Genomic DNA, 24,038 nt, shown 5'->3' on the forward strand with positions numbered 1-24,038 from the left:
AGATGAAAGCCGGTCGCAGGGTTGGCTGTCGTAAGCGGCGAGGGTAGTGTATTCCCGCTCGGTAATATTTTACAGGTTTTAGCCTGGTTCTGGAGTTATTATTCCTTTTCGGGAATATTTGTCTTGATTTTCGAGATTATAGCTTATATATTCCCGTTCGGGAATTAATGATGACGCCAAAGCAGATCGGCATAACGATACGCGAATTGCGCAAAAGCCAAGGCTTGCGTCAGGACCAGCTCGCCGGCGCCGCCGGCGTCGGCTTGCGCTTTCTCATCGAATTGGAGGCCGGCAAAGAGACTGCCCAACTCGGCAAAACGCTGGCGGTCTTGAACGCTCTCGGCTGCAAGATCGAACTTATCGGTCCCGGTAGGGAAGAGGCATGACGAAAACCATGAACGTCTGGTGGTCTGGCGAAATCGTCGGCGCCTTGACCATCGATGGTCACGGCGAGATGGGATTCGATTACGCCCTTGAATGGCTCGCGGACGATGACAAGCCGGCTTTGTCATTTTCCTTGCCCAAGCAGCAAGAGTCGTTCAGCCGGCGCGAATGCCGCCCATTCTTCGAAGGCCTTTTGCCGGAGGAGAGCCAGCGCATCGCCGTCGCCGGCGCCCTCGGCGTATCCCATGGAAACGAGTTCAAACTCTTGAACGAACTCGGCGGCGAAGTCGCCGGCGCCATATCGCTGTGGCCGGAAGGGGAGACGCCGCCGGCTGCGACTGCCGCTGCGCAAAACGAACCACTAAGAGAAAACGCACTCGTCAACTTGCTTGACGAGTTGCCGGCGCGTCCCTTCCTCGCCGGTCGCGAGGGCCTGCGCCTGTCGCTTGCCGGGGCGCAATCGAAAATTCCAGTTGTCCTCGTCAATGGCGAAATCGCATTGCCAGCGTCAGGGGAAGCGACAAGCCATATCCTGAAGCCGCCGATTGAACGGTTCTCCGGAACGACAGAGAACGAAGCCTTTGCCATGAGACTTGCAAAAAAGATTGGGCTGTCCGTCGCCGAAGTTGAAATCAGACGCGCCGGCGACCGCTCCTTTCTGCTTGTCGTGCGATATGACCGCGTTCGCGGCGATGACGGCGTTTTGCGTCGCTTGCATCAGGAAGATTTTTGTCAGGCGCTTGGCTACACTTCGGACCGAAAGTATGCCGCCGACGGCGGCCCGGTCTTTCGCGACTGTTTCGATCTGCTGCGTCGTGCGGCGACGCGGCCCGCCGTTGAGGTCTTGAAACTATTCGATGCGGCGGTTTTTAACCTGATTATCGGCAACGCCGACGCCCATGCAAAAAATTTCAGCCTGCTAAATCGTGAAAACGGCGCCATTGAACTGGCGCCGCTCTATGATCTTCTGTCCACTGTCTATTATCCGGAATTGTCGCCGCGTCTAGCGATGAAGATCGCCAAGCGCCATACGCTGGAAGAATTGAAACCGGGCGACTGGGACAAATTTGCTGACGAGACGGCGCTGGCGTTGCGGTTCATCAGAGCGCGAGCGAAGGAATTGACTAACGCCGTGAGCGAATCAATCGGCGAAACAAAAGCCGAGATAATGGAAAGCGCGTCTGACGGAAAAACCGTTCAAGATATTTCCGACTTGATAAGCGTGCGCGCCAAATCTCTTCTGCAACGCATGCCGTAAAGTGAAATGCTCAGAATATTCGCTTTCAACGTCAATCACAGGTCAAAAAGTTCGAAAGGAAAAATGGGGCCGATAATTTTGGCGATTAAACTATTGAATCTGCTGATAAATTTTGTGGCTCCCCTTCGTGAACACATATCGAACTTTATGCCAGGCGCCAAAGGCTGAATTTCGGGTTGTTCTACAGACGATAGAGCCATCAAGGTAATTTGAAGCACTCAATTTTATCAATCAATTATATGGCACATTGCGTGCCTCGGCCTTGGCTGACACCAGTGTTTGGACTTTGACTGTCGAGTGGTGAATATGCTTTTCGACTTTGTTTAATTGTTTATGCGTGCCCGCCAAATTGACAGCGCTGGCCTGCGTTATGGAGCGGACAACTCTACCGCAGTCCCGGAATGTTGGGCCCGAACTAAACAGCTGTCCCACTCATGGGAACGTTGTTGTCTATGCCTGTAGCTAGATAATTGATTTGTATCAAGTGCGGATGAATGGCGGAGCGTAAGTAGATTCATCCAAACATTGGAGTGTCATCAATTATGGCGGTAATTTCTACAGACGCATACTTCCTTGGGGCGAGGTCCGAAAACTCCGATAGCGTCAATCGCGCTTTCGGTGAGATTTTGAAACACTGGTTTGATTGGCGTTCCGAGCTTTTTCCAGATGATGCAGAAGTCATCACCAACGATGAACGACAATCGGAAAAATTTTGTGTCGAGGAGGAACGGCTTCATGCTGCACTAAAAACGCTATGCGACATGTTGCTTGCAGAGACGCCGACTTTCACGCCGCGCTATTTGAGCCATATGGTGTCAGAAGCGTCTCTCCCGGCCATCTTTGGGCATCTTGCAGCCTTGCTTCACAATCCAAACAATACCTCACGCGAGGTCTCGCGCGTTGGTGCGCGTGTGGAGATCGAAGCCATCACCATGCTCGCGGAAATGATCGGTTTTGACCCGATGATCGCTCAGGGCCACTTCACCTGTGGCGGCACCATCGCGAATTTTGAAGCCGTATGGCGGGCGCGGTATCGGGTTGATCACGCGCTTGCTCTCGGGCTTGTCGCTGCAGAGAAATCCGGTGGGCCCTTTAGCGCATTTGAATCGGCGCATGTGGGCTGGGAGAAATTCGATCAAATTCGCATACACGATGCAATATCAGAACAGGAAATGCGGTCTGCAAGCAGCGTTCTATGCAATCCCCTTGAAATCGCCGAACGTCTTTCGAAAAGTTCACGCCGCTCCTATCGCGGTTCGGTATTGATTACTCCAGGGAATAAGCACTTTTCATGGAGGAAAGCCGCCAATATTTTCCATCTCGGCGAGGAGTCGCTTTGGAATGCCCCGCTGGATGAACAGGGGCGGCTGGATATTAAGGAACTCGAGACATTGATAGATAAGGCGCGTCATCAGGACAGGCCGGTGATAGCCGTTGTGAGCGTAGCAGGAACGACTGAGGCGGGGGAGATTGACCCAATCGATGGTGTCGTCTGTCTTCTGAACGAGTACAGATTAAAAGGAATCCATATCTGGCATCATGTGGACGCGGCTTATGGCGGTTATTTTTGCTCTATGCTGGGCGGCGAGCAAGAGGAAATATTAGACGAAGCAAGAAGGTCTGCGCTGAAATCAGTCAGGCTTGCTGACTCAGTTACAATTGATCCCCATAAACTTGGTTATGTACCGTATGCCTGTGGCGCATTCCTTACGCGCGACGCAAGCTCATACACAGCGTCGTCCTTTCACGCCCCCTATATAGACCGGGCCGAAACTGGGGACAAATGGCAGAGCACCATCGAAGGTTCACGCACAGCTGCGGGCGCGTCCGCTACGTGGCTAACTGGGCGGACCATGGGATTTGGTCCGGATCGCTTTGGTGCGTTTATGGCGTCTACTATCAATGCGCGCCGCAAATTCGAAGAAACGATTGCCTCGCAGTGCAAAAACATTGCGGTGCTGGCGCCAGCCGACACTAATATTTTGTGTTTTTCAGTGATTAAGAAAGGCGATAGTCTTTCAAACAGTAATATGCGCACCAACCATGTTTTTCGCCTTTTCCAGAAAGATCCGAGTTTTTCTGTGTCAAAAACAGTTTTTGATTCGGAAAACTATCGCCGCCTAATTGAGGCGCATGCCAATCGTCACAGGATGACTTTGGATGACAACCAGCTCAGCTTGATCAGATGCGTGTTTATGAATCCCTTTTTGCCAAAGAACCATGTTTTAGAAAGTTTCTTGCCGAAATTTATCGCGCGCCTGAATCTATATGCGGAACAAGCGTTGGAACTCTCCATTTGATGATGATAGGGCGCGCGCCATTGGTGTAATTCTCAATCAAACTACCTTTCCGACAATCTAGGCATGATTTCAACGAGATTGCAGGGGCGATAACGAGAATCGATCTCAAAGCAAATGATCTTATCCCACGCATCCGCCACGGCGCCGCGCGACCCTGGCAATAAAAATAGAAAGGTGCCGCGCGCCAATCCCGCGCAGGCGCGCGACTGAAGTGTTGACAATCCGACCGAGTTGAAACTGACTTGATGAAAAATTACTGAAAATCCCTCAATCTCTTTCTCGAATAACGGACGCAGAGCTTCGACCGTCACATCCCTACCTGTAAGCCCCGTGCCGCCGGTCGTAATAACAATATCTACGTCCGGGTCTTCAATCCACTCTTCCACTTGCTGCCGAATCTTCGCGATTTCATCGCGAAGTAGAACACGTCTAGTCAGGTCGTGCCCGGCGCCTTTAATTCGATCCTCGAGAATATCTCCGGATGAATCATTCTCAAATGTCCGGGTGTCAGACACGGTCAATAGAGCAACTTTAACTGGCCTAAACTCTAATTCTTCATTCACGCCGAACATCTTAGGTGCACTCCATACGCTTGCCAGCGCTATAGTTTCAGGGACTGAGGCTTTGTCGCGCTTTAACAATACCTCAGAAAGTGGTGAAGGACGTTGGAAGGACGCAAGCCTTCGGAAAATACCAAGGCAGGCAAAGACTTGCCATCTATGTTTTTAGATATTTGTCCAACGACGTTTCAATTGCCAAAACAGACCGGGCTTTTTCGTAGTTTATTTCTTCGGCATAAAGGTTGCTGATTGCTTGTTCGATATCCCACCAATCATCTTGGTTTAACAGCGATCGAGCCGGTCTGAACAGTGTTTCCTCTTCTCCAGACATGTGCGCCGTGAGGATATTTCGATAAGCGACAGATTCTTCAACGACTTTGTCGATGGGAAGTTGCTCGTTATTGAGGATCATCGATACGATATCCGAAAAATGATTGGCGCGTTGCGATAGTTCTACATGTTGCTGTTGCAGATTACGCAGTTCGACGCGTCTGCTGCGTGCTTTTGTGGCGAGGCGCGCATAGATGATGTCTTCTTCTTTATGATGCAATTCATCTGGATAACCGGCGAAATACGTCGCGATCTGATTAAGCAGGACGTAATCTGACCCGTCGCTTTGGGCGAGGTTCCGGACTTCCTCGTTGAATACAACCAGGTAACGCCTAAATCGCTTGTGGTCTGCTTCAAGGTTTTCGATCAAAGCCGTCATCGACAACTCCTCTCAACCGGCAGAGTAGACCCTTTTCGCCAACCCTAACAGGTCGCAATTCGTCGCAGAGTGAGGGGAGCTTGAAGTCAGGCAATACGGAGCAGCCAACCAAAGGAAGAATTGGTGGATAATATGCAGTGTCAGGCTCTAATCGCGGTTGGCTTCGTCCGTAATATCTTTGACCCAGCTGAGGCCGGCGACACCTTGCGGAAAGCCGAGGGTTGTCATGGCCAACAATGCGACATGTTCAACTTCCGCCTTGGTCAGCCCTTCCTCCAAAGCTTGCCTTACATGAGAATGCACAGCGCCTTCGGACCGACCGCCGATCGCCAGCGCCAAGTTCACTAATCGTTTGGATTTGACGTCGAGCGGTCCGGCTTCTGAAATCGCCTTGCCGAATGCGGAATAGTTTTTCCAAATGTCTGGGTAGCTTTTGGCGATGTGTCCGGCGGCTGATGGCAGTTTTTCCGACATTTACGACCCTTTCTTCGCTATTCTGCAGGCTTGTCCGGAAAGTTATCAATGAGCGGAGCGTGCCTGGCGATTTCAATAAGCTCATCGTGTGATTGAACGGCGACCTCAGGGCCTGTGACTTTGACGCCGGCGCGCCGTAACGTTGAGAATGAGCGCGACAGGTTTTCAGGCGTCATGCCTAGCATTGAGGCGAGTGTTTTTTTGTCTATTGGCAAAGTAAGTTTGCCCTTTGCGCCTTGTCGAACGTGTTGGTGTGCAAGGTAGCTTGCGAGGCGTTCAACGCCGGTACGCAGTTTGAGGTTTTTCTGGTTCCGCACGACACCGCGGTAACAGTTAGCAAGTTCAGCAACGATAGACCGGGCAAATGCATCATCATCGACCATGGCTTGGCGTACGTTTATTGCGGGAATCATGAGTACGCGCGATGCGGTGCGAGTGCGTGCGGACATCAGATAAACGGCGTCCTTTAAAGCGGCGGCGAGTATAAATGTGGAAACCGGCGATAGCACCGTCATGGTGCTTTCGCGCCCGTCTAACGTCGCGAACAGTTCCACGCAGCCGTCGATCACGATATGCAGGAAGTCGGAAGGCTCACCTTCATTGATCAGGATGACGCGCTCGGGAAATCGTTGAAGAAAAGCAGCATTCAACAACTTGTCGAATCGTTCCGCGTTCATGTCGCGGAAGAGGTTTAAGTTACGAACGATCTGCTTGTCTTCGTCGCGCAAAATGGCCGGTCCAATCGTTGGTTGCCTTAGATTGACATTGTTTTCAACGTGTCTTGATAAATGTCAAGCCCATCCGGGCCGGGTTTCAAGTCGTTCCGAGTGTTCCGCCAATCGGCGGAACGGGACAATCAATTCAACGATCACCGGATGCCAAATGGGCGATCCGTGACGAGACGTCAAATTCCGAAAGGGAGATATTCGGCGCAGAAAAGCCACCAACATTCTGATCAGCCTAGAGGCGGAGCGATGGAATATTTGGCAGGCGTGACGAGCGGTCAGCAAAACAGAGCGCTTGGAGCAAGCACGCTCGCGTTCACAGCGTGTTTCGCCGTCTGGACCATTTTTTCGATTCTTGGCGTTCAGATCAAGGAGGAGCTCGGGCTTAACGAAACACAGTTTGGTCTTCTGGTTGCGACGCCGATACTTACCGGCTCCATCAGCCGGATATTTTTGGGCATCTGGACTGATCAGTTCGGCGGACGAAGGGTTTTCGCCGCCGTTATGCTTATCGCGGCAGTTTCCGTCTGGTTGCTCTCCACCGTTTCGACCTATCCAATGTTTCTCGTTGCGGCCCTTGGCGTTGGTTTTGCGGGCGGCTCGTTTGCGGTGGGCGTCGCCTATACTTCAAAATGGTTCCCAAGCGACCGGCAGGGAACAGCGCTCGGCGTCTTCGGCATGGGCAATGTCGGCGCCGCAATCACAAACTTTGCCGCGCCATTCATTCTGGTCGCTGTCGGCTGGGAACAGACGGCGCAAATCTACGCCGTCGTTCTGATGGTCATGGCCGTGGCGTTTTTTGTCACCACAAAAGAAGACCCGGCGACGCTTGCACGCAAGGCGCGCGGTGAAAAACCAAGATCAGCGTTGATGGAACTGGAGCCGCTGCGAAAACTCCAGGTCTGGCGGTTCGCGCTGTATTACTTCTTTGTCTTTGGAGCGTTTGTAGCGCTTGCGCTGTGGCTGCCGCGTTATCTGATCGGCGTTTATGGTCTTGATATCAAGGCGGCGGGCATGCTGGCGGCGTTTTACGCTGTTCCAGCCAGTATCTTCCGCGCCTATGGCGGGTTTTTGTCCGACAAAATCGGCGCCCGAAAGGTCATGTATTGGACGTTCCTGGTTTCCCTCATCTGCGTATTCATGCTGTCATATCCGCACACGGACTACACCATACACGGGATTGACGGGCCGATTGAATTTTCGACCCAGATGGGGCTTGTCCCGTTCGTCATCCTTATTTTCATTCTCGGCTTTTTCATGTCTCTCGGCAAAGCCGCCGTCTACAAGCATATACCTGTTTATTATCCGGACCATGTGGGCGCCGTCGGCGGTCTTGTCGGCATGATTGGCGGGTTGGGCGGATTCATATTGCCAATCGCTTTTGGCGTCATGAACGATCTCACCGGGATTTGGACAAGCTGTTTCATGCTGCTTTTCGCTATCGTCGCCGTATCGTTGGCGTGGATGCATTTCGCGATCCGCCGCATGGAAGAAAAATCCCTGGGCGCGGAACTGGAGGCGTTGCCGCAGTTTCCCGAATTGCAGGAAATCCACACGGCCGAGCATGGCGAAAAAACCAGCCCCGTTCTGGAGGATTGGTGCCCAGACGACGAAACTTTCTGGAATGAAAAGGGCAAACGGATCGCCAACCGGAACTTGTGGATTTCAATTCCTGCGCTGCTGTTGGCATTTGCCGTCTGGATGGTCTGGTCTGTTGTCGTCGCAAAGCTGCCGACAGTCGGATTTGACTATTCGACCGATCAACTGTTCTGGCTTGCTGCGTTGCCGGGTTTATCCGGCGCGACTTTGAGAATTTTTTATTCCTTCATGGTGCCAATCTTCGGCGGGCGCTTGTGGACGACATTAACGACGGCGACTTTACTCATACCTGCCTTCGGCATTGGCTACGCCGTACAGGATCCTGAAACGCCTTATTTCCTATTCCTGGTACTGGCGCTGCTGTGCGGTTTTGGCGGCGGCAACTTTGCATCATCTATGGCCAATATCAGTTTCTTCTTTCCGAAAAAGGAAAAGGGCAATGCGCTAGCGCTTAACGCCGGACTTGGCAATCTGGGCGTCAGTGTCATGCAGTTTGCCGTGCCGCTTGTCATCACCGCGAGCGTATTCGGGGCTGTTGGCGGCGATGGGCAAGTCACGCAGGAAGGCCAGCGCTTGTGGCTGCAAAACGCTGGTTTCATTTGGGTGCCGTTCCTGTTGATCGCGACTGCTGCGGCATGGTTCGGAATGAACGATATTGCGTCGGCCCGTGCTTCTTTTGCTGAACAAGCCGTCATCTTCTCGCGCAAGCACAACTGGATCATGTGCCTTCTTTATACGGGCACGTTCGGCTCTTTCATCGGGTATTCCGCTGGCTTTCCGTTGTTGATGAAAACCCAGTTTCCAGAGGTCAATGCGCTCCAGTACGCTTTTCTCGGACCGCTTGTCGGCGCGCTGTCGCGCTCCATGACGGGATGGATTTCTGACAAATGGGGCGGCGCGCGCGTCACCTTCTGGGTGTTTCTCCTGATGATCGTCGCTGTCGCCGGCGTTCTCTATTTTCTAGGCATCAAAGACCAGCCGGGCGCGTTCTGGGGATTCTTCGCAATGTTCATGGTGCTGTTCTTCGCGACCGGCGTCGGCAATGCATCCACCTTCCAGATGATTCCGATCATGATGCGTGAGGAGATGCCGCGCCTGATGCCGCAGCTCGACGCCAATGCGCGCCTGCGTCAGGCGGAAAAAGAATCAGCCGCCATCATTGGATTTACGTCAGCCATCGCAGCCTACGGCGCCTTCTTCATCCCGAAATCCTACGGCACGTCTATTTCAGCGACTGGCGGACCGGAAGCAGCGCTGGTCGGCTTCCTGATGTTCTATGTTTTGTGCGCCGTCGTGACCTGGGCCGTCTATTCGCGCAAAGGCGGACTTCTCCACGATATCGAGCGGGGCCGCCGCGAGACGCCGCCGCCTGCTCAACCGTCAACACTCGCTCAAGGAGGCGCGGCATGAGCCACGTTCTGAACAGACTCACCTATTTCAAGAACCGGGTCAGCGACTATTCGAACGGCCATGGCGTACTGACGAAAGAAGATCGCACCTGGGAAGACGCTTACCGCAAGCGCTGGCAGCATGACAAAATCGTCAGGTCCACGCATGGGGTCAATTGCACCGGATCGTGCAGCTGGAAGATCTACGTCAAAGGCGGCATCGTCACCTGGGAGACCCAGCAGACGGATTACCCCCGCACCAGGCCCGATCTGCCCAATCACGAACCGCGCGGCTGTTCGCGCGGCGCCAGCTACAGCTGGTATCTCTATAGCGGTAATCGCCTGAAGCACCCGCTCATTCGCAGCGCGCTCATGAAGGCGTGGCGCAAGGCGCGCGTTACTCTCTCCCCCGTCGCGGCCTGGGCGTCGATCGTCGAGGATCCCGCAACACGCGCATCTTATGTGCGCCAGCGGGGCCTCGGCGGTTTCATTCGCGCCGAATGGAACGAAGTGAACGAGATCATTGCAGCGTCAAACGCATACACAGCGAAAAAATACGGTCCCGACCGGGTGATCGGTTTCTCGCCAATCCCCGCCATGTCGATGGTCTCCTATGCAGCGGGTTCGCGTTACCTGTCGCTTCTCGGCGGGACCTGCATGAGTTTTTACGACTGGTATTGCGACTTGCCGCCGGCGAGCCCGATGACTTGGGGCGAGCAGACGGACGTTCCCGAAAGCGCCGACTGGTATAATTCCGGATTCTTGATGCTGTGGGGGTCGAATGTTCCCCAGACGCGAACGCCGGACGCGCATTTCTATACGGAAGTTCGCTACAAGGGCGCCAAGAGCGTCGTGATTTCGCCGGACTATTCCGAGGCTTCGAAATTCGGGGACATGTGGCTTTCTCCAAAACAGGGCACTGATGCGGCGCTCGCCATGGCGTTCGGCCATGTCATCCTGAAGGAGTATTATATCGACCGGCAGGTCGCGTATTTTCAGGAATACGCCAAACAATATACCGACATGCCGATGCTGGTGCGTCTTGTAAAGAAAGACGGCCGGCTTGTTCCTGACCGTCTGTTGCGAGCCTCGGATTTTGACGGCTCGCTTGATGAGGCCAACAACCCTGATTGGAAAACCGTCGCCTACGACAAGCGTGCGAACGGTATTGTCTGTCCGCGGGGGGCAATCGGTTTTCGCTGGGGCGAGCAGGGCAAGTGGAATCTCGAAGAAAAATCCGGCAAGGGCGATGAAACGGACCTTGAGATCTCGCTGATCGATGCGCGTGATGACGTCGCGGAGGTCGCGTTCCCGTATTTCGGAAATCGCGAGCATGACCATTTTCATGGAACAGATCATCCGGATATTCTCGAACGCCGCGTACCCGTCAAACGCCTGGTGCTGAAAGACGGTGAATCGCTGGTCGCAACAGTTTTCGACCTCTTGGCCGCGAATTACGGCGTCGACCGCGGGCTTGGCGGCGACTGGGCCGCCAGTTCCTACGACGACGACACTCCCTATACGCCGGCCTGGCAGGAAAAAATCACGGGCGTCGCCCGTGACAAGGTCATCGCCGTCGCGCGCGGATTTGCAGACAACGCCGAGAAGACGCGCGGCAAATCCATGGTGATCCTCGGCGCAGGGCTCAACCACTGGTACCACATGGACATGAACTATCGCGGCATCATCAACATGCTGGTGATGTGCGGGTGTGTCGGGCAGTCGGGCGGCGGCTGGTCGCATTATGTGGGGCAGGAAAAGCTGCGTCCGCAAACCGGGTGGCAGCCGCTGGCGTTCGCGCTCGACTGGGCGCGGCCGCCGCGTCACATGAATTCAACGTCGTTTTTCTATGCGCATACGGACCAATGGCGCTATGAGACGTTGGGGATCAATGACATTTTGTCGCCGCTGGCGCCTGAGGGGCATTGGAACGGTTCCTTCCTCGATTTCAATGCGCGCGCCGAACGCATGGGCTGGCTTCCGTCTGCGCCGCAACTGGAGCGAAATCCGCTGGAGGTTGCGAAAGAGGCCGAGGCCGCGGGGCTCGACGTCAAAGACTATGTTGCGCAGTCCCTGAAATCCGGCGCCTTGAAAATGTCGTGCGAAGATCCTGACAAGCCGGAGAACTGGCCGCGCAATCTTTTCGTCTGGCGCTCGAATCTTTTGGGGTCTTCCGGAAAGGGTCATGAGTATTTCCTGAAGCACCTGCTCGGGACCAATCACGGCGTTCAGGGCAAGGACCTCGGAGAGACCGGCGGTCAAAAACCGGAAGAAGTAGTGTGGCGCGACGAGGCGCCGGAAGGAAAGCTTGACCTTCTGGTGACGATCGATTTCCGCATGTCGACCACATGCGTTTATTCCGACATCGCGCTGCCGACGGCGACTTGGTACGAAAAGAACGACCTCAATACATCGGACATGCATCCTTTTATCCACCCGCTGTCGAGCGCGGTCGATCCGCTGTGGGAAAGCAGAAGCGACTGGGATATTTTCAAAGGCATCGCGAAGTCGTTTTCCGAAATCGCTCCTGAAGCATTGGGCGTTGAAAAGGACGTCGTGCTGACGCCGGCGCAGCACGACACCGCAGGAGAGCTAGCGCAGCCTTTCGACGTCAAGGACTGGAAGCGGGGCGACGTCGATCCTATTCCAGGCAAGACCATGCCGTCGGTGATGGTGGTCGAACGCGATTACCCAAATCTCTACAAGCGCTTTACGGCGCTCGGGCCGCTGATGAGCAGTATTGGCAATGGCGGCAAGGGCATTGCGTGGAAAACCGAACACGAGGTGGAGCTCTTAAAAGCACTAAACGGCGAAGTGACGGAAGAGGGACCGACCAAAGGCCTGCCGCGCATCGGCAGCGCTATAGATGCGGCGGAAGTGATCTTGATGCTTGCGCCGGAAACCAATGGCGAAGTTGCGGTGAAAGCTTGGGACGCGCTGACCAAATTTACCGGTCGTGAACATGCGCACTTGGCGCGGCCGAAAGAAGATGAAAAAATTCGCTTCCGTGACGTGGTGGCGCAACCGCGCAAGATTATTTCCTCACCTACCTGGTCCGGCATTGAGTCGGAAAAGGTGTGTTACAATGCCGGCTACACCAACGTACACGAACTGATTCCTTGGAGGACGCTCACCGGCCGCCAGCAGCTTTATCAGGATCATCTGTGGATGCGCGCATTTGGCGAAACGCTTTGCGTTTACCGCCCGCCGGTGGACACAAAAACCATCGCCCCTGTCATCAACGCCAAGGACAACGGCAATAAGCAGGTGGTGCTGAACTTTATTACGCCGCATCAGAAATGGGGCATCCACTCAACCTACACAGACAACCTTTTGATGCTGACTCTGTCGCGGGGCGGGCCGATCGTCTGGCTTTCAGAAGACGACGCGAAGGAAGCCGGCATCGAGGATAACGACTGGATCGAAGCCTACAACACCAACGGCGCATTAACGGCGCGGGCGGTAGTCTCGCAGCGCGTCAAGCCGGGCATGGTGATGATGTATCATGCTCAGGAAAAAATCGTGAATGTGCCAGGATCGGAAATCACCGGCCAGCGCGGTGGCATTCACAACTCGGTCACGCGCACCGTCTTGAAGCCGACACACATGATCGGCGGCTACGCCCAGCAATCATACGGTTTCAACTACTACGGAACCGTTGGCTCCAATCGGGACGAATTCGTCATCGTTCGAAAAATGAACAAGGTCGACTGGATGGATGAGCCGGTCGAGAAGAATCTGGAGGCTGCAGAATGAAAGTCCGCGCCCAAATCTCCATGGTGCTCAATCTCGATAAATGCATCGGATGCCATACATGCTCGGTGACGTGCAAGAACGTCTGGACGAGCCGCGAAGGCGTTGAATATGCGTGGTTCAACAATGTCGAAACGAAACCGGGCATTGGCTATCCCGATGACTGGGAGAATCAGGCCCGCTGGAATGGCGGCTGGGAGCGCAAGAAGAACGGCAAGATCCAGCCGAAAATGGGAAGCAAGCTTGGCGTACTCTCGAAAATCTTCGCAAATCCGGATTTGCCGGAGATCGACGACTATTACGAGCCGTTCACCTTTGATTACGAGCATCTTCAAAAGGCGCCGAAAATGAAAACGGCGCCGACGGCGCGGCCGCGATCGCTGATTACCGGCGAGCGGATTGAAAAGATCAATAAGGGACCGAACTGGGAAGAGATACTCGGCGGCGAATTTTCCAAGCGTTCGGCGGACTACAATTTCGACAAGGTCGAAAAGGAAATTTACGGCCAGTTCGAAAACACCTTCATGATGTATCTGCCGCGGCTTTGCGAGCATTGCCTTAATCCGGCATGCGTGGCGGTATGTCCTTCGGGCGCCATCTATAAACGCGAAGAAGACGGGGTCGTCCTGATCGACCAGAACAAGTGCCGCGGCTGGCGTATGTGTGTGTCGGGCTGCCCCTACAAGAAGATCTATTACAACTGGAACACCGGAAAATCGGAAAAGTGTACGCTGTGTTACCCTCGCCTCGAAGCCGGACAGCCGACCGTATGTTCTGAGACATGCGTGGGCCGCATCCGTTACCTCGGCGTGGTTCTGTACGACGCCGACCGGATTGAAGAAGCAGCGAGCGTCGAGAAGGAAACAGACCTTTATCAAAGCCATCTCGACCTTTTCCTCGACCCTAACGATCCGGAAGTGCAGGCCCAGGCCCGTAAGGATGGGGTTCCTGAAGCCTGGCTCGATGCGGCGAAAAAATCGCCGATCTGGAAAATGGCGATGGAGTGGAAGATCGCGTTTCCCTTGCATCCGGAATATCGCACGCTTCCCATGGTCTGGTATGTGCCGCCCTTGTCGCCCATCCAGTCGATGGCCGAGGCCGGCGCCTTCGGCGAAAAAGGCGCGATGCCAAATGTTCGCGATCTTCGCATTCCCATGCAGTATCTCGCCAATCTTTTGACGGCTGGCGATGAAGAGCCGGTCGCAAAAGCGCTCGAAAAGCTGATCGCCATGCGCGCTTACATGCGATCGAAGCATTATGAAGGCGAAGCGGACAAAACGCTCCCCGGCAAAGTCGGCATGACGGGTGGCCAGATTGACGAGATGTACCGCCTGATGGCGATTGCCAATTACGAAGACCGTTTTGTCATCCCGACAACGCACCGTGAATATGCTGAAGACGCCTACGACCTGCGCGGTGAATGCGGATTCAGTTTCGGCGATGGCTGTGGCGAGCCAAAACGCGCCATCGAATGGACGGGGTTATTCGCCAAAAGCGCAGCAAAAGAAAAAGCGTAGGAGGACTGCATGTCAAACACATACAAGGCCATGAGTGCGCTTCTGTCTTACCCGACGCAAGAGATCAAGGATGCTGCAGTGGATATCCGCAAGGCGATGCATGATGAAAACCTGGCGCCGGGCTGGGCGCTGCGGCAGGTCGACCGGCTTATTGACGATTACGAAGCGCTCGACCTTTATGAGTTGCAGGAACGCTACGTTTTTCTGTTCGACCGCACGCGTTCGCTTTCGTTGCATCTGTTTGAGCATGTTCATGGCGAGTCCCGCGATCGTGGACAGGCCATGGTCGATTTGAAAACGCTGTATGCGCAAGGCGGGCTCGAGATTGGCTCTAACGAACTGCCGGATTTCCTCCCACTGTTTCTTGAATATCTTTCGACCCGGTCAGCAGAAGAAGCGAAAACATTGTTGAACGAGCCTTTGAGCGTCATCGCGGCGCTGAAGGAGCGGCTCGAAAAACGCAATACGCCTTACACGGCTGTGTTTCGCGCGCTCGAAGCGATCGCGGGCGAGACGCCATCTGTGCGCGAACTCAATGATCTGCGTAAGGCGCCGGATGACGACCCGCATGACCTCGAAGCGCTGGATGCCGCCTGGGAAGACCAGCCGGTCACGTTCGGGCCTGAAGATGCGGGCTGTCCGAAAGTCACCCAGATGCTTGACCGGATGAACGCTGGCGAGGCGCCCGGCGACATCGCCAGAATCGCAAGGAGCTGACCATGGCGGATTATCTCAATCAGTTCGTTTTCGGGATTTATCCTTATATCTGTCTCGCCGTCTTTATCGTCGGCAATATCCTGCGCTTCGACCATGGACAATATTCCTGGCGGTCGGGGTCGAGCCAGCTATTGCGCCGCAAGCAGCTCGTTCTCGGGAGCATTCTTTTTCATGTCGGCATTTTGATAATCTTTGCCGGCCATTTTGTCGGACTCCTGACGCCGATCTGGGTTTTCGATGCGATCGGGATTTCCCATGGCGCCAAGCAGTTGCTGGCGATTGTCGCGGGCGGGCTTGCAGGGCTTATGTGCCTCATAGGCATGTTGCTGCTCATACACAGGCGGCTGTTCGATGCGCGCATCCGGGCGACGTCCAGTTTCGGCGATACATCGATCCTGCTGATTTTGTTCGCGCAGCTTCTTTTAGGCCTCTCGACGATCTTTGTTTCGCTTCAACATCTTGATGGCCATGAAATGGTGAAGTTCATGGAATGGGCTCAGCGGATTTTAACGTTCCGCGGCGGAGCGGCTCAATTAGTCTCCGATGTGCACCCCATTTTTAAAGCGCACCTCTTCTTGGGACTAACGATCTTCCTCGTTTTTCCGTTCACGCGCCTCGTCCACATGTTGTCGGCGCCGGTCTGGTATCTCGGCCGGCGCGGATACCAGCTGGTGAGAACGCGAAACACTCGCGCAACGGCGGCCAAATAAGAGGAGCAGGAGCAATGTCGGTTCGTGAAGCGGTTTTGTGCTTGGTGCTGTCGGCTTCAGTCGCTTCTCCGGTTCTTGCCGAAGACGAGGCGCCCCAAGCGGAGCAAAGTCCGATCATCGCGGCGATCAAAGACGGCAAGCTCCTGCTTGATGTTCGTTATCGCTTCGAATTCAAGACCCAGGACGGCTTTTCCGAGGACGCCTACGCCAACACCATAAGAACCCGGCTCGGTTTCGAAACGGCGGAAATCTATAATTTCAAGTTTCTGGTCGAGTTCGAAAACGTCGCTGCACTAGGGGACGACCATTTCAATTCGACGACCAACGGGCGTGTGCAGTTCCCAGTGATCGCCGACCCTGACGCGACGGAGCTGAACCGCGCTCAAGTGACTTTCACCGGACTTAAAAAAACGCCAGTCACCATTGGCCGTCAGCGGTTCAATCTCAACAATCACCGCTTTGTCGGGGCCGTCGACTTCCGCCAGAACCAGCAGACATTCGATGCCGCCCGGCTCTCATCGACGCTCATCGGCAATATGACTGTGGATTACCTTTATATCTCCCGTGTACACAGGGTGTTCGGAGACGATCACCCAGCGGGCGAGTTCGACAGCGACAGTCATGTCATTTCTGTCGCCTATGACGCCGGCGTGCTGGGGACCTTCAATGGCTACGGCCTGTTGCTCGATCTTGAAGAGGCGCCCGGGCTTTCCTCGGCGACATGGGGGCTGCGCTATCAGAACTCGGTCGCGTTAGATGAAGAGGCCGGGATCAAGATTGGCGTTGTCGGCGAATATGCTTCGCAAAAAGATTACGCGGCTAACCCGATCGATTACAGGGAAGATTATATTCACGGGGAAGTCTCTCTATCCGTCGCGCCGTTCATGGCGCAGCTTGGTTATGAATCTCTTGGCGGTGACGGCGTCGCCGGGTTTTCAACGCCGCTGGCGACGCTTCATAAATTCCAGGGTTTCGCCGATGTCTTTTTGACGACGCCGGCTGCCGGTCTTGAGGACCTCTACGGAACAATCAGCTTTGGCTGGAACGGCCTGTTAAAAACCGACAGCATGCGGTTGTTCGCCACATATCATGAGTTCGAAAGCGGTCTTGGCGATACGGATTTCGGCGCTGAGTTCGACGTCGGTCTCGCGGTTGCGTTCAGGAAGCATTGGTCCGCCGAGGTGAAAGGCGCGGTCTATGACGGCGCCGGCGCCTTCGCCGATCGCAGCCTTATCTGGGCTTCCTTGCGGTTTCAGTATTAGCGACAGGAGTTAGGGTATGACGGCTCCAAACACCACTGACGTCCATTCTTCCCCCAGCAGGGGCGATAGTAGACGCGCCGATAATCCTTGGGACATTGAGCCGATGCCGGCGGACCTGATCGACAGTCCGCTGGACTTTATTTTCGCAGAACATCACCGCCAACGGGAGGCTGCGTCGATATTGACCATGCTTGCCGATGGCGAGTTTGATGGGGAAGGCGTCAGAGCGCTTATCGCCTTTCTTGAGACAGACTTTGCGCGTCATATTGGGGACGAAGAGCTGGCGCTATTCCCGATGTTGCGTGAGCACTGCCTGCCGGAAGATAACGTCGAGCGCATTCTCGCGCGGCTGGAAGATGAGCACCGCGAAGATGAGGCCAGTCTGGAAACGGCGACGGCGATTCTTGTAAAAAGCGCTTCTCGCCAACAGATCGGTGAAAATGACAAACGCCGGTTGCGGATGTTCGCGGAACATATTCGCCAGCATCTGGCGCTCGAAAACGGCGTCTTGCTGCCGATTGCGCGCGTTCGGCTGAGAGGAAATGAGCTTGGCGTTCTCGCTGAGATGCTCAAGGCTCGCCGTCTGTAGGAGGATTCATGATCGTTCTCCAGCGAGTGAGAAAGTTGACAATTTGAACTGGCCTGGGGCCCCGTTATCGGATGTTAGACGTCACCATCGCCCGAGCTTTGCATGTTCTCGCTGTCGTCCACTGGATCGGCGGTGTTTTCATGGTTACAGCGGTGATTCTTCCCGCCGTGGCGCGGCTGGAGGAGCCGCTGAGACGCATGAAGCTCTTCGAAAAGGTCGAAGCGCGGTTTGGCGCGCAGGCGAAGGTTTCAGTTACGCTGGCCGGGATCACAGGTTTTTATATAACCCACCGTCTTGGCGCCTGGGACCGCTTTTTGGATTCCGGCTACTGGTGGATGCATGCGATGGTGTTGGTCTGGGCCGTCTTCACGTTTGTCTTATTCGTCGCCGAGCCGCTCTTTCTCCATGCATGGTTTCTTCGCGAGGCGAAGACTTCCCCTGACGGCGCCATTGCGCTGGTTCAGCGCTTTCATTGGGTGCTATTGAGCGTCAGCCTTGTCACAATCGGCGCGGCGGTGCTGGGCGCGCAAGGAATGTTGTTTTGAACTGTCCTTCTCGGGAGTTGTGATACGAATTATGGTTTGGCTTTTATGAGAACCGCGTTCGCAATTCTCGGGCTAGCGCTTGTCCCATTGGGCGTCGCAGGACTGGTCTTGCCCTTACTTCCCGGAACGCCATTGTTAATTGCGGCCGCAGCATGCTTTGCGCGTTCATCACCCCGGTTTGAAAGTTACCTCGTCAATCACCCCCGGCTGGGCGCGCCAATAAGGGCTTGGAGAGAAACGGGCGCAATACCCTTACGCGCCAAGATTATTGCGCTTGCAGCTATGGCGGCTTCTATATGGATTGTTACAGCCGGAAATGCGCCAGATATGGCAAAAGCGGCGGCAGTATCGATTATGGCTGGCGCGGCCGTTTTTGTCGCCACGCGCCCGAACAGTTAACATCTATGCCACGGTTTTAAAGTCGAGGAGCGTGGATAATGCTTTTCGCTTTCGCGTGACATCGGCAAGGGTGAATTGATCCAGCGTGTCCAGATAGGCGTCCAGCGCTTTAGAAAGGGCATGTTTGAGACCGCAGGCAGATGTAATCACGCAGGAATTTTGATCCTGCCGGAAGCATTCGGCTTGGGCGAGATCATCCTCCATTTTCCGCACAACGTCTCCAACGCAAATTTTGCTCGCCGGCATGGCGAGCTTCAGTCCGCCGCCGCGGCCGCGAACGGTCTCGAGAAACCCATAATCGCTGAGGCGTTGCACGACTTTCATGAGGTGGTTCCGTGAAATTCCATACGCCCCGGAAATGCGTTCGATCGTGCACAGCGACTCCGGCTCGACTGCGGCGTAAATCAGCACGCGTAAGGCGTAGTCAGTGTGAGTGGTCAGCCGCATGATTCGTTCCAGTTGCTGTTTTTCACGGCAAGTAATGGTTTCGTTAGCGCAAAAGCCTTTGAACCGCCATGGGTTGGCGAGGCGTCTTGTAAAGATGTATATATTGTGCATCTTATGTATCAAGGCACTGCATGTTGATTCGAGGAGGTCTCCAAATGTTCGACGCGCCCCAAGCCCAACCTGGTTACTACGACTATCCAGACGGCAACCGGAAGCATGCAACGGCGGTCAACGTCGCCGCCGCTGTTGAAGAATATGTCGGCAGGGCGGATTGGCGCATCAAGGCGAACGCCAATCAGGGCTATTCGCTTGGCGGGTTGATCCTCAATGTTTCCGGCAAAGTCATCGCTAATTATTGGCTCGATCATATCTATCCGCCGGAAATCGGCCGCGCCCATCGGGAAGCCGACATTCACATCCATGATCTCGACATGCTGTCGGGATATTGCGCCGGCTGGTCGCTCCGTACGTTGCTCAATGAAGGTCTCAACGGCATACCGGAAAAGGCCGAAGCCGGCCCGCCGCGACATTTCTCAGCCGCGCTAGGGCAGGCGGTGAACTTTCTTGGCGCATTGCAGAACGAATGGGCGGGCGCACAGGCGTTTAGTTCTTTCGACACTTACATGGCGCCGTTCGTGCGGGTTGACGGACTTGATTATGAAGACGTGCGGCAAGGTCTCCAGGAATTCGTTCACAGCCTCAATGTGCCGTCGCGCTGGGGAACGCAGACCCCTTTTACGAATCTCACCTTCGATTGGACCTGCCCCGAGGATTTGCGTGAGCAGGTTCCGCTCATCGGCGGTAAGGAAGCAGATTTCCGCTACGGCGACCTTCAGGCGGAGATGGATCTCATCAACCGCGCATTTATTGAAGTGATGTGCGCCGGCGATGCAAAGGGACGTGTATTCACTTTTCCCATACCAACCTACAACATCACGAAGGACTTTCCATGGGAGAGCGAAAACGCGAAAGCGCTTTTCGCCATGACCGCGAAATACGGACTCCCATATTTTCAGAACTTCATTAATTCCGACATGGAGCCGGGGCAGGTGCGCTCCATGTGTTGCAGATTGCAGCTTGATCTGCGCGAGCTGTTAAAGCGCGGCAACGGCCTGTTCGGCTCAGCTGAGCAGACAGGCTCCATCGGCGTCGTCACCGTGAACTGCGCGCGGCTCGGTTATCTCTATCGCGGCGACTGGGGCGGGCTTCTGGCGCGGCTCGACGAATTACTGGCGATGGGCCGCGACAGTCTCGAAATCAAGCGCCGGGAGATACAGAAGCTGATGGATGGCGGCCTTTTCCCTTACACCAAGCGTTATCTCGGCACATTGCGCAACCATTTTTCGACCTTGGGCGTTAACGGCCTCAACGAAATGGTACGCAATTTCACCGGCGGCGCGCATGACATCACGGCGCGAGAAGGCGAGGCGATGGCGATAGACCTTCTCGATCATGTCCGCTGCCGGATGCTCCAGTTTCAGGAGGAAACGGGGCATATGTATAATCTTGAAGCGACGCCTGCAGAGGGGACGACTTACCGCTTCGCGAAGGAAGATCTGAAACGCTTTCCGGACATTCTACAAGCGGGATCCTCCTGCGCGCCTTATTACACGAATTCGTCTCAACTGCCCGTGGGCTTTACGGACGACCCGTTCGAAGCACTTTCCCGTCAGGACCCGCTGCAAACGAAATACACGGGCGGCACCGTGCTGCATCTATATATGAGCGAGCGGATTTCGAGCGCTGAGGCGTGCGCGGCGCTGGTTCGCCGTGCGCTTTCTGGATTTCGTCTTCCTTACGTCACGGTGACGCCGACATTCTCTATCTGCCCGGTTCACGGCTATCTTTCGGGCGAACATGCGTTGTGTCCGAAATGCGAAGCCGCTGGCGGCGAAGCGCAGGCATGCGAGGTATGGACCCGCGTCATGGGCTATCACCGGCCTGTTTCCGCCTTCAATCCCGGCAAGAAAAGCGAACATGAAGAACGCACTCATTTCGAGGAATGCCGCGTCCAGCTCGCCGCGGCGTGAGACAAGCGCATGCGGCTTGCGGATTGGCGGCTTCGAGCCATTCAGCACGGTCGATTATCCGGGCAGGCTCGCGGCCGTAATCTTTTGCCAGGGTTGCCCCTTGCGTTGCGGCTATTGCCATAACCCGGACTTGATTCCGGTGAGACCAACAGGATCGTTGTCCTTTGAAGACGTTCTTTCCGCAATTGACCTTCGCAAGGGTTTTCTTGACGCCGTGGTGTTCAGCGGCGGCGAGCCTTTGGCGCAAGGCGCGGTCATTCCGGCAATGACGGCGATTCGGCGGCATGGATTTGAACTCGGCCTGCATACCGCGGGAACCAATCCGGCCATGCTTGAGGCGACGCTTCCCCTCGTCAGTTGGGTCGGGTTTGACGTCAAGGCGCCTTTCGACGGCTATCATGGAGTGACTGGCGTAGACGCCGGTGCAAAAGCGCGCCGGTCGCTGGAAATCCTCGTGAAGTCAGGCGTGCCTTTTGAGGTCCGCACGACGGTATGGCCGGAACGGATCGGTAAGAGCGAAATTTGCATGATCACGTCGATGTTGCGAGAAATGGGCGTGCGCCGATATGCGCTTCAGGAAGCGCGCACGCCGGGTCGGAAGCGTTGTCCGGGCGGAGAGGCGCTCGACGACGCGGCGTTTATTTCTGGGACAGCCGCCATGTTCGAGGAGTTTGAGGTGCGTCGTGCTTCGTAGTTTCAAATCGTTATTCTCCAGGAGTGCGCCAAGAGATCTGCTCAATGCACGCCGGGGCTATGATGGACCGGCGCTCTTCAGTTACGGATTTCGGCCGTTCTTCCTGTTCGGCGCCATATGGGCGGCGCTTTCCGTGCCGCTTTGGATATACGCTTATGCAAACGGCGCTGGGCTTATCGGCGGTATGCCTGCACAGGAATGGCATGTTCACGAGATGCTTTATGGCTATCTCGCGGCGGTGATCTCCGGCTTTCTGCTGACGGCCGTGCCGAACTGGACGGGCCGCCTGCCAGTTCTGGGCGGCCGGCTGATGTTTCTCTTTGCGTTGTGGGGAGCCGGGCGCATTGCGATGCTGGCTCCCGGGCAGATTGGGCCCGTTGCGACGGCATCCACTGATTGCCTGTTTTTAGTTGTGCTCGCCGCGATGATATGGCGCGAGATCATTGCGGGAAAAAATATCAAGAACGTGCCGGTCTGCGTACTCGTGACATTGCTTGCCTTGTCGAATATCGGGTTTCATGCGGGCGCGCTGAATTATGAAGTTCATGAATTCTCGGAACACTTTGCGATCGGTGTCATCGCATTGATGGTTGCTCTGATCGGCGGGCGCATCGTGCCGAGCTTTACGCGCAACTGGTTAAATCAACAAAAAATATCCCCGCTTCCGGCCCAGTTCGGCGTGATCGACAAGGCGGCGTTGGGCTTTGCCGGACTTGCGCTGATCGGCTGGACAATTGATGCAGGAAATCCTGTAACCGGCGTACTTTTGCTTGTCGCCGGCGTTACGCACATGGTTCGACTTGCGCGTTGGCGGGGATGGAAAACTGGCGCCGAGCCGCTCGTTCTTATTCTCCATGTCGGATATGCGTGGCTGCCTTTGTCGTTTCTGCTGATGGGTGTCTCCGCATTTGCGCCGGCTATTGTTCCTCCTCACGCTGCGCTTCATGGCCTTACTGCTGGTGCGATGGGAACGATGACGCTCGCCGTGATGACGCGCGCAACGCTCGGTCATACAGGAAGAAAACTGACAGCGGACGCATGGACAATTGCGATCTACGGTCTTGTGGTCGCTGGCGCGTTGCTGCGTATCGTGGGACCAACCATGCTTGGCCGATTTCATATCGAGGCAATGTTATTGTCGGCGCTCGTTTGGAGCGGCGCCTTTATATTGTTTGCTTTGCGATACGGTCCGATGCTTTTTGGTCCGAAGAAGTAAAAGGGTGGATTTTTTCTCGTCGGCATTAGGTGTTTAAAGGTTTCAAGAAATCGACATCAATGTTTGACGTATCGGTCGAACGCAGCCTCGATGGCAGTCAATGATGTCGTGTGATCTTCGATTGGTAGTTAGGCGCGATCAGTAGTTTACAGAATTAGCTTTTAGGAGGTTTATAGCCAACAAAATGGCAAACTTATAATGCCTTCAATTATTTACTCGAAGTCCCGCTAATACCCTTGGTCCAAACGGAGCGTATAAAAAGTTTGAAAGTAACAATGGGGCCGATTTTTTTTGGCCGCTAAACTATTGAATCTATTGCGAGACTGTTGTGGCTCCCCTTCGTCAATGCGTATCGAACTCTTTGCCAGGCGCCAAAGGCTGAATTTCGGGCGGTCTTGCAGGAAGTTGGCTCCTCAGCTCTGAATCCCTTGCTGGCTATCAGGCCTTGAAATACTGGTTGAATTCGCCTTCTAAATTCTCAGCTTTCCGAAAGCAGTTAACAGCGGCAGGTCCGCTTTTGGCATTTTCCGACATAGGCGAAGCATATCCCAACCTCCGTTGTTGAGCCGACATCGGACATTCCCGCTCAGGGACCGACTTTTTCGTTGAACTACTGCGGGCATGGCTACGGATTGCCAGTAGTCCACAACAAAGGAGGACGATATACTGCATTCGACATCGAGAACGATCGCGCCGCTGAGGGCGGCCAGTATTGCTGGATACGCCAGGCCGGATAAGACTATGCGACCGATAACGGCCCGC

20 protein-coding genes are annotated in these 24,038 nt (G+C 54.9%); 15 read left to right on the forward strand and 5 right to left on the reverse strand.

Annotated features, from left to right (window positions below):
• Positions 1–167 precede the first annotated feature (167 nt).
• The 3 genes from ACFOOP_RS10840 to ACFOOP_RS10850 all read left to right on the forward strand — a co-directional run bounded on the left by ACFOOP_RS10840 (position 168) and on the right by ACFOOP_RS10850 (position 3,942).
• Complete coding sequence (locus tag ACFOOP_RS10840; RefSeq protein ID WP_379880973.1) at positions 168–386, forward strand: type II toxin-antitoxin system Y4mF family antitoxin; 219 nt, start codon at positions 168–170, stop codon at positions 384–386.
• Positions 383–1,642, forward strand: a complete 1,260-nt coding sequence (locus tag ACFOOP_RS10845; RefSeq protein ID WP_379880974.1) for a type II toxin-antitoxin system HipA family toxin — start codon at positions 383–385, stop codon at positions 1,640–1,642. Before ACFOOP_RS10840 ends, ACFOOP_RS10845 begins: the two co-directional genes overlap by 4 nt.
• A gap of 542 nt (positions 1,643–2,184) precedes the next feature.
• A complete protein-coding gene (locus ACFOOP_RS10850; RefSeq protein WP_379880975.1) occupies positions 2,185–3,942 on the forward strand; it encodes a pyridoxal phosphate-dependent decarboxylase family protein in 1,758 nt (585 codons plus the stop codon).
• Between the two features lie 41 nt (positions 3,943–3,983).
• Here ACFOOP_RS10850 and moaB read toward each other — a convergent pair whose 3' ends face one another.
• From moaB to ACFOOP_RS10870, 4 genes are all read right to left on the reverse strand, one after another.
• Positions 3,984–4,514, reverse strand: coding sequence for a molybdenum cofactor biosynthesis protein B (moaB, locus tag ACFOOP_RS10855; protein ID WP_379880976.1), 531 nt, complete (start codon positions 4,512–4,514; stop codon positions 3,984–3,986).
• Positions 4,515–4,659: 145 nt separating this feature from the next.
• Positions 4,660–5,211 (reverse strand): hemerythrin domain-containing protein, encoded by a 552-nt coding sequence (locus tag ACFOOP_RS10860; RefSeq protein ID WP_379880977.1) that lies wholly within the window; start codon positions 5,209–5,211, stop codon positions 4,660–4,662.
• 147 nt (positions 5,212–5,358) lie between these two features.
• Positions 5,359–5,685 carry a carboxymuconolactone decarboxylase family protein gene (locus ACFOOP_RS10865; RefSeq protein ID WP_379880978.1) on the reverse strand — a complete coding sequence of 109 codons (327 nt, stop codon included), beginning with the start codon at positions 5,683–5,685 and terminating at the stop codon, positions 5,359–5,361.
• 17 nt (positions 5,686–5,702) lie between these two features.
• Positions 5,703–6,413 (reverse strand): cyclic nucleotide-binding domain-containing protein, encoded by a 711-nt coding sequence (locus tag ACFOOP_RS10870; protein ID WP_379880979.1) that lies wholly within the window; start codon positions 6,411–6,413, stop codon positions 5,703–5,705.
• A 246-nt stretch (positions 6,414–6,659) separates the two neighbouring features.
• Here ACFOOP_RS10870 and ACFOOP_RS10875 point away from each other — a divergent pair, with 246 nt between their 5' ends.
• The 9 genes from ACFOOP_RS10875 (at position 6,660) to ACFOOP_RS10915 (ending at position 18,889) form a co-directional block, all read left to right on the forward strand.
• Positions 6,660–9,419: a nitrate/nitrite transporter gene (locus ACFOOP_RS10875; protein ID WP_379880980.1), complete on the forward strand. Its 2,760-nt coding sequence runs from the start codon at positions 6,660–6,662 to the stop codon at positions 9,417–9,419.
• Entirely contained in the window at positions 9,416–13,153 is a 3,738-nt protein-coding gene (locus ACFOOP_RS10880; protein ID WP_379880981.1) for a nitrate reductase subunit alpha, read from the forward strand. The genes ACFOOP_RS10875 and ACFOOP_RS10880 overlap by 4 nt, the downstream gene beginning before the upstream one ends.
• Complete coding sequence (gene narH / locus ACFOOP_RS10885) at positions 13,150–14,667, forward strand: nitrate reductase subunit beta (RefSeq protein WP_379880982.1); 1,518 nt, start codon at positions 13,150–13,152, stop codon at positions 14,665–14,667. The genes ACFOOP_RS10880 and narH overlap by 4 nt, the downstream gene beginning before the upstream one ends.
• A 9-nt stretch (positions 14,668–14,676) precedes the next feature.
• The gene (narJ, locus tag ACFOOP_RS10890; protein WP_379880983.1) at positions 14,677–15,384 is read left to right on the forward strand and encodes a nitrate reductase molybdenum cofactor assembly chaperone; all 708 of its coding nucleotides are present in this window, start codon (positions 14,677–14,679) and stop codon (positions 15,382–15,384) included.
• Between the two features lie 2 nt (positions 15,385–15,386).
• Positions 15,387–16,094: a respiratory nitrate reductase subunit gamma gene (narI, locus tag ACFOOP_RS10895; RefSeq protein WP_379880984.1), complete on the forward strand. Its 708-nt coding sequence runs from the start codon at positions 15,387–15,389 to the stop codon at positions 16,092–16,094.
• Between the two features lie 14 nt (positions 16,095–16,108).
• Entirely contained in the window at positions 16,109–17,356 is a 1,248-nt protein-coding gene (locus ACFOOP_RS10900; RefSeq protein ID WP_379880985.1) for an alginate export family protein, read from the forward strand.
• A gap of 16 nt (positions 17,357–17,372) precedes the next feature.
• Positions 17,373–17,945 carry a hemerythrin domain-containing protein gene (locus tag ACFOOP_RS10905; RefSeq protein ID WP_379880986.1) on the forward strand — a complete coding sequence of 191 codons (573 nt, stop codon included), beginning with the start codon at positions 17,373–17,375 and terminating at the stop codon, positions 17,943–17,945.
• A gap of 71 nt (positions 17,946–18,016) precedes the next feature.
• Complete coding sequence (locus ACFOOP_RS10910) at positions 18,017–18,490, forward strand: hypothetical protein (RefSeq protein ID WP_379880987.1); 474 nt, start codon at positions 18,017–18,019, stop codon at positions 18,488–18,490.
• Between the two features lie 45 nt (positions 18,491–18,535).
• On the forward strand, positions 18,536–18,889 hold the full coding sequence (locus ACFOOP_RS10915) for a YbaN family protein (RefSeq protein ID WP_379880988.1): 354 nt from the start codon (positions 18,536–18,538) through the stop codon (positions 18,887–18,889).
• Positions 18,890–18,892: 3 nt separating this feature from the next.
• Here ACFOOP_RS10915 and ACFOOP_RS10920 read toward each other — a convergent pair whose 3' ends face one another.
• Positions 18,893–19,336 carry an RrF2 family transcriptional regulator gene (locus tag ACFOOP_RS10920; protein WP_379880989.1) on the reverse strand — a complete coding sequence of 148 codons (444 nt, stop codon included), beginning with the start codon at positions 19,334–19,336 and terminating at the stop codon, positions 18,893–18,895.
• Between the two features lie 155 nt (positions 19,337–19,491).
• Between ACFOOP_RS10920 and ACFOOP_RS10925 the strand changes: the two genes are divergently transcribed.
• From ACFOOP_RS10925 to ACFOOP_RS10935, 3 genes are read left to right on the forward strand one after another with little or no spacing between them, the layout of a single operon-like run.
• A complete protein-coding gene (locus ACFOOP_RS10925) occupies positions 19,492–21,366 on the forward strand; it encodes a ribonucleoside triphosphate reductase (protein WP_379880991.1) in 1,875 nt (624 codons plus the stop codon).
• Entirely contained in the window at positions 21,314–22,060 is a 747-nt protein-coding gene (locus ACFOOP_RS10930; RefSeq protein WP_379880992.1) for an anaerobic ribonucleoside-triphosphate reductase activating protein, read from the forward strand. Before ACFOOP_RS10925 ends, ACFOOP_RS10930 begins: the two co-directional genes overlap by 53 nt.
• A complete protein-coding gene (locus ACFOOP_RS10935) occupies positions 22,050–23,276 on the forward strand; it encodes an NnrS family protein (protein WP_379880993.1) in 1,227 nt (408 codons plus the stop codon). The genes ACFOOP_RS10930 and ACFOOP_RS10935 overlap by 11 nt, the downstream gene beginning before the upstream one ends.
• Positions 23,277–24,038: the final 762 nt, after the last annotated feature.

Source organism: Hyphococcus aureus, from assembly GCF_042643165.1.
In the GTDB taxonomy this organism is placed as follows: domain Bacteria; phylum Pseudomonadota; class Alphaproteobacteria; order Caulobacterales; family Parvularculaceae; genus Hyphococcus; species Hyphococcus aureus.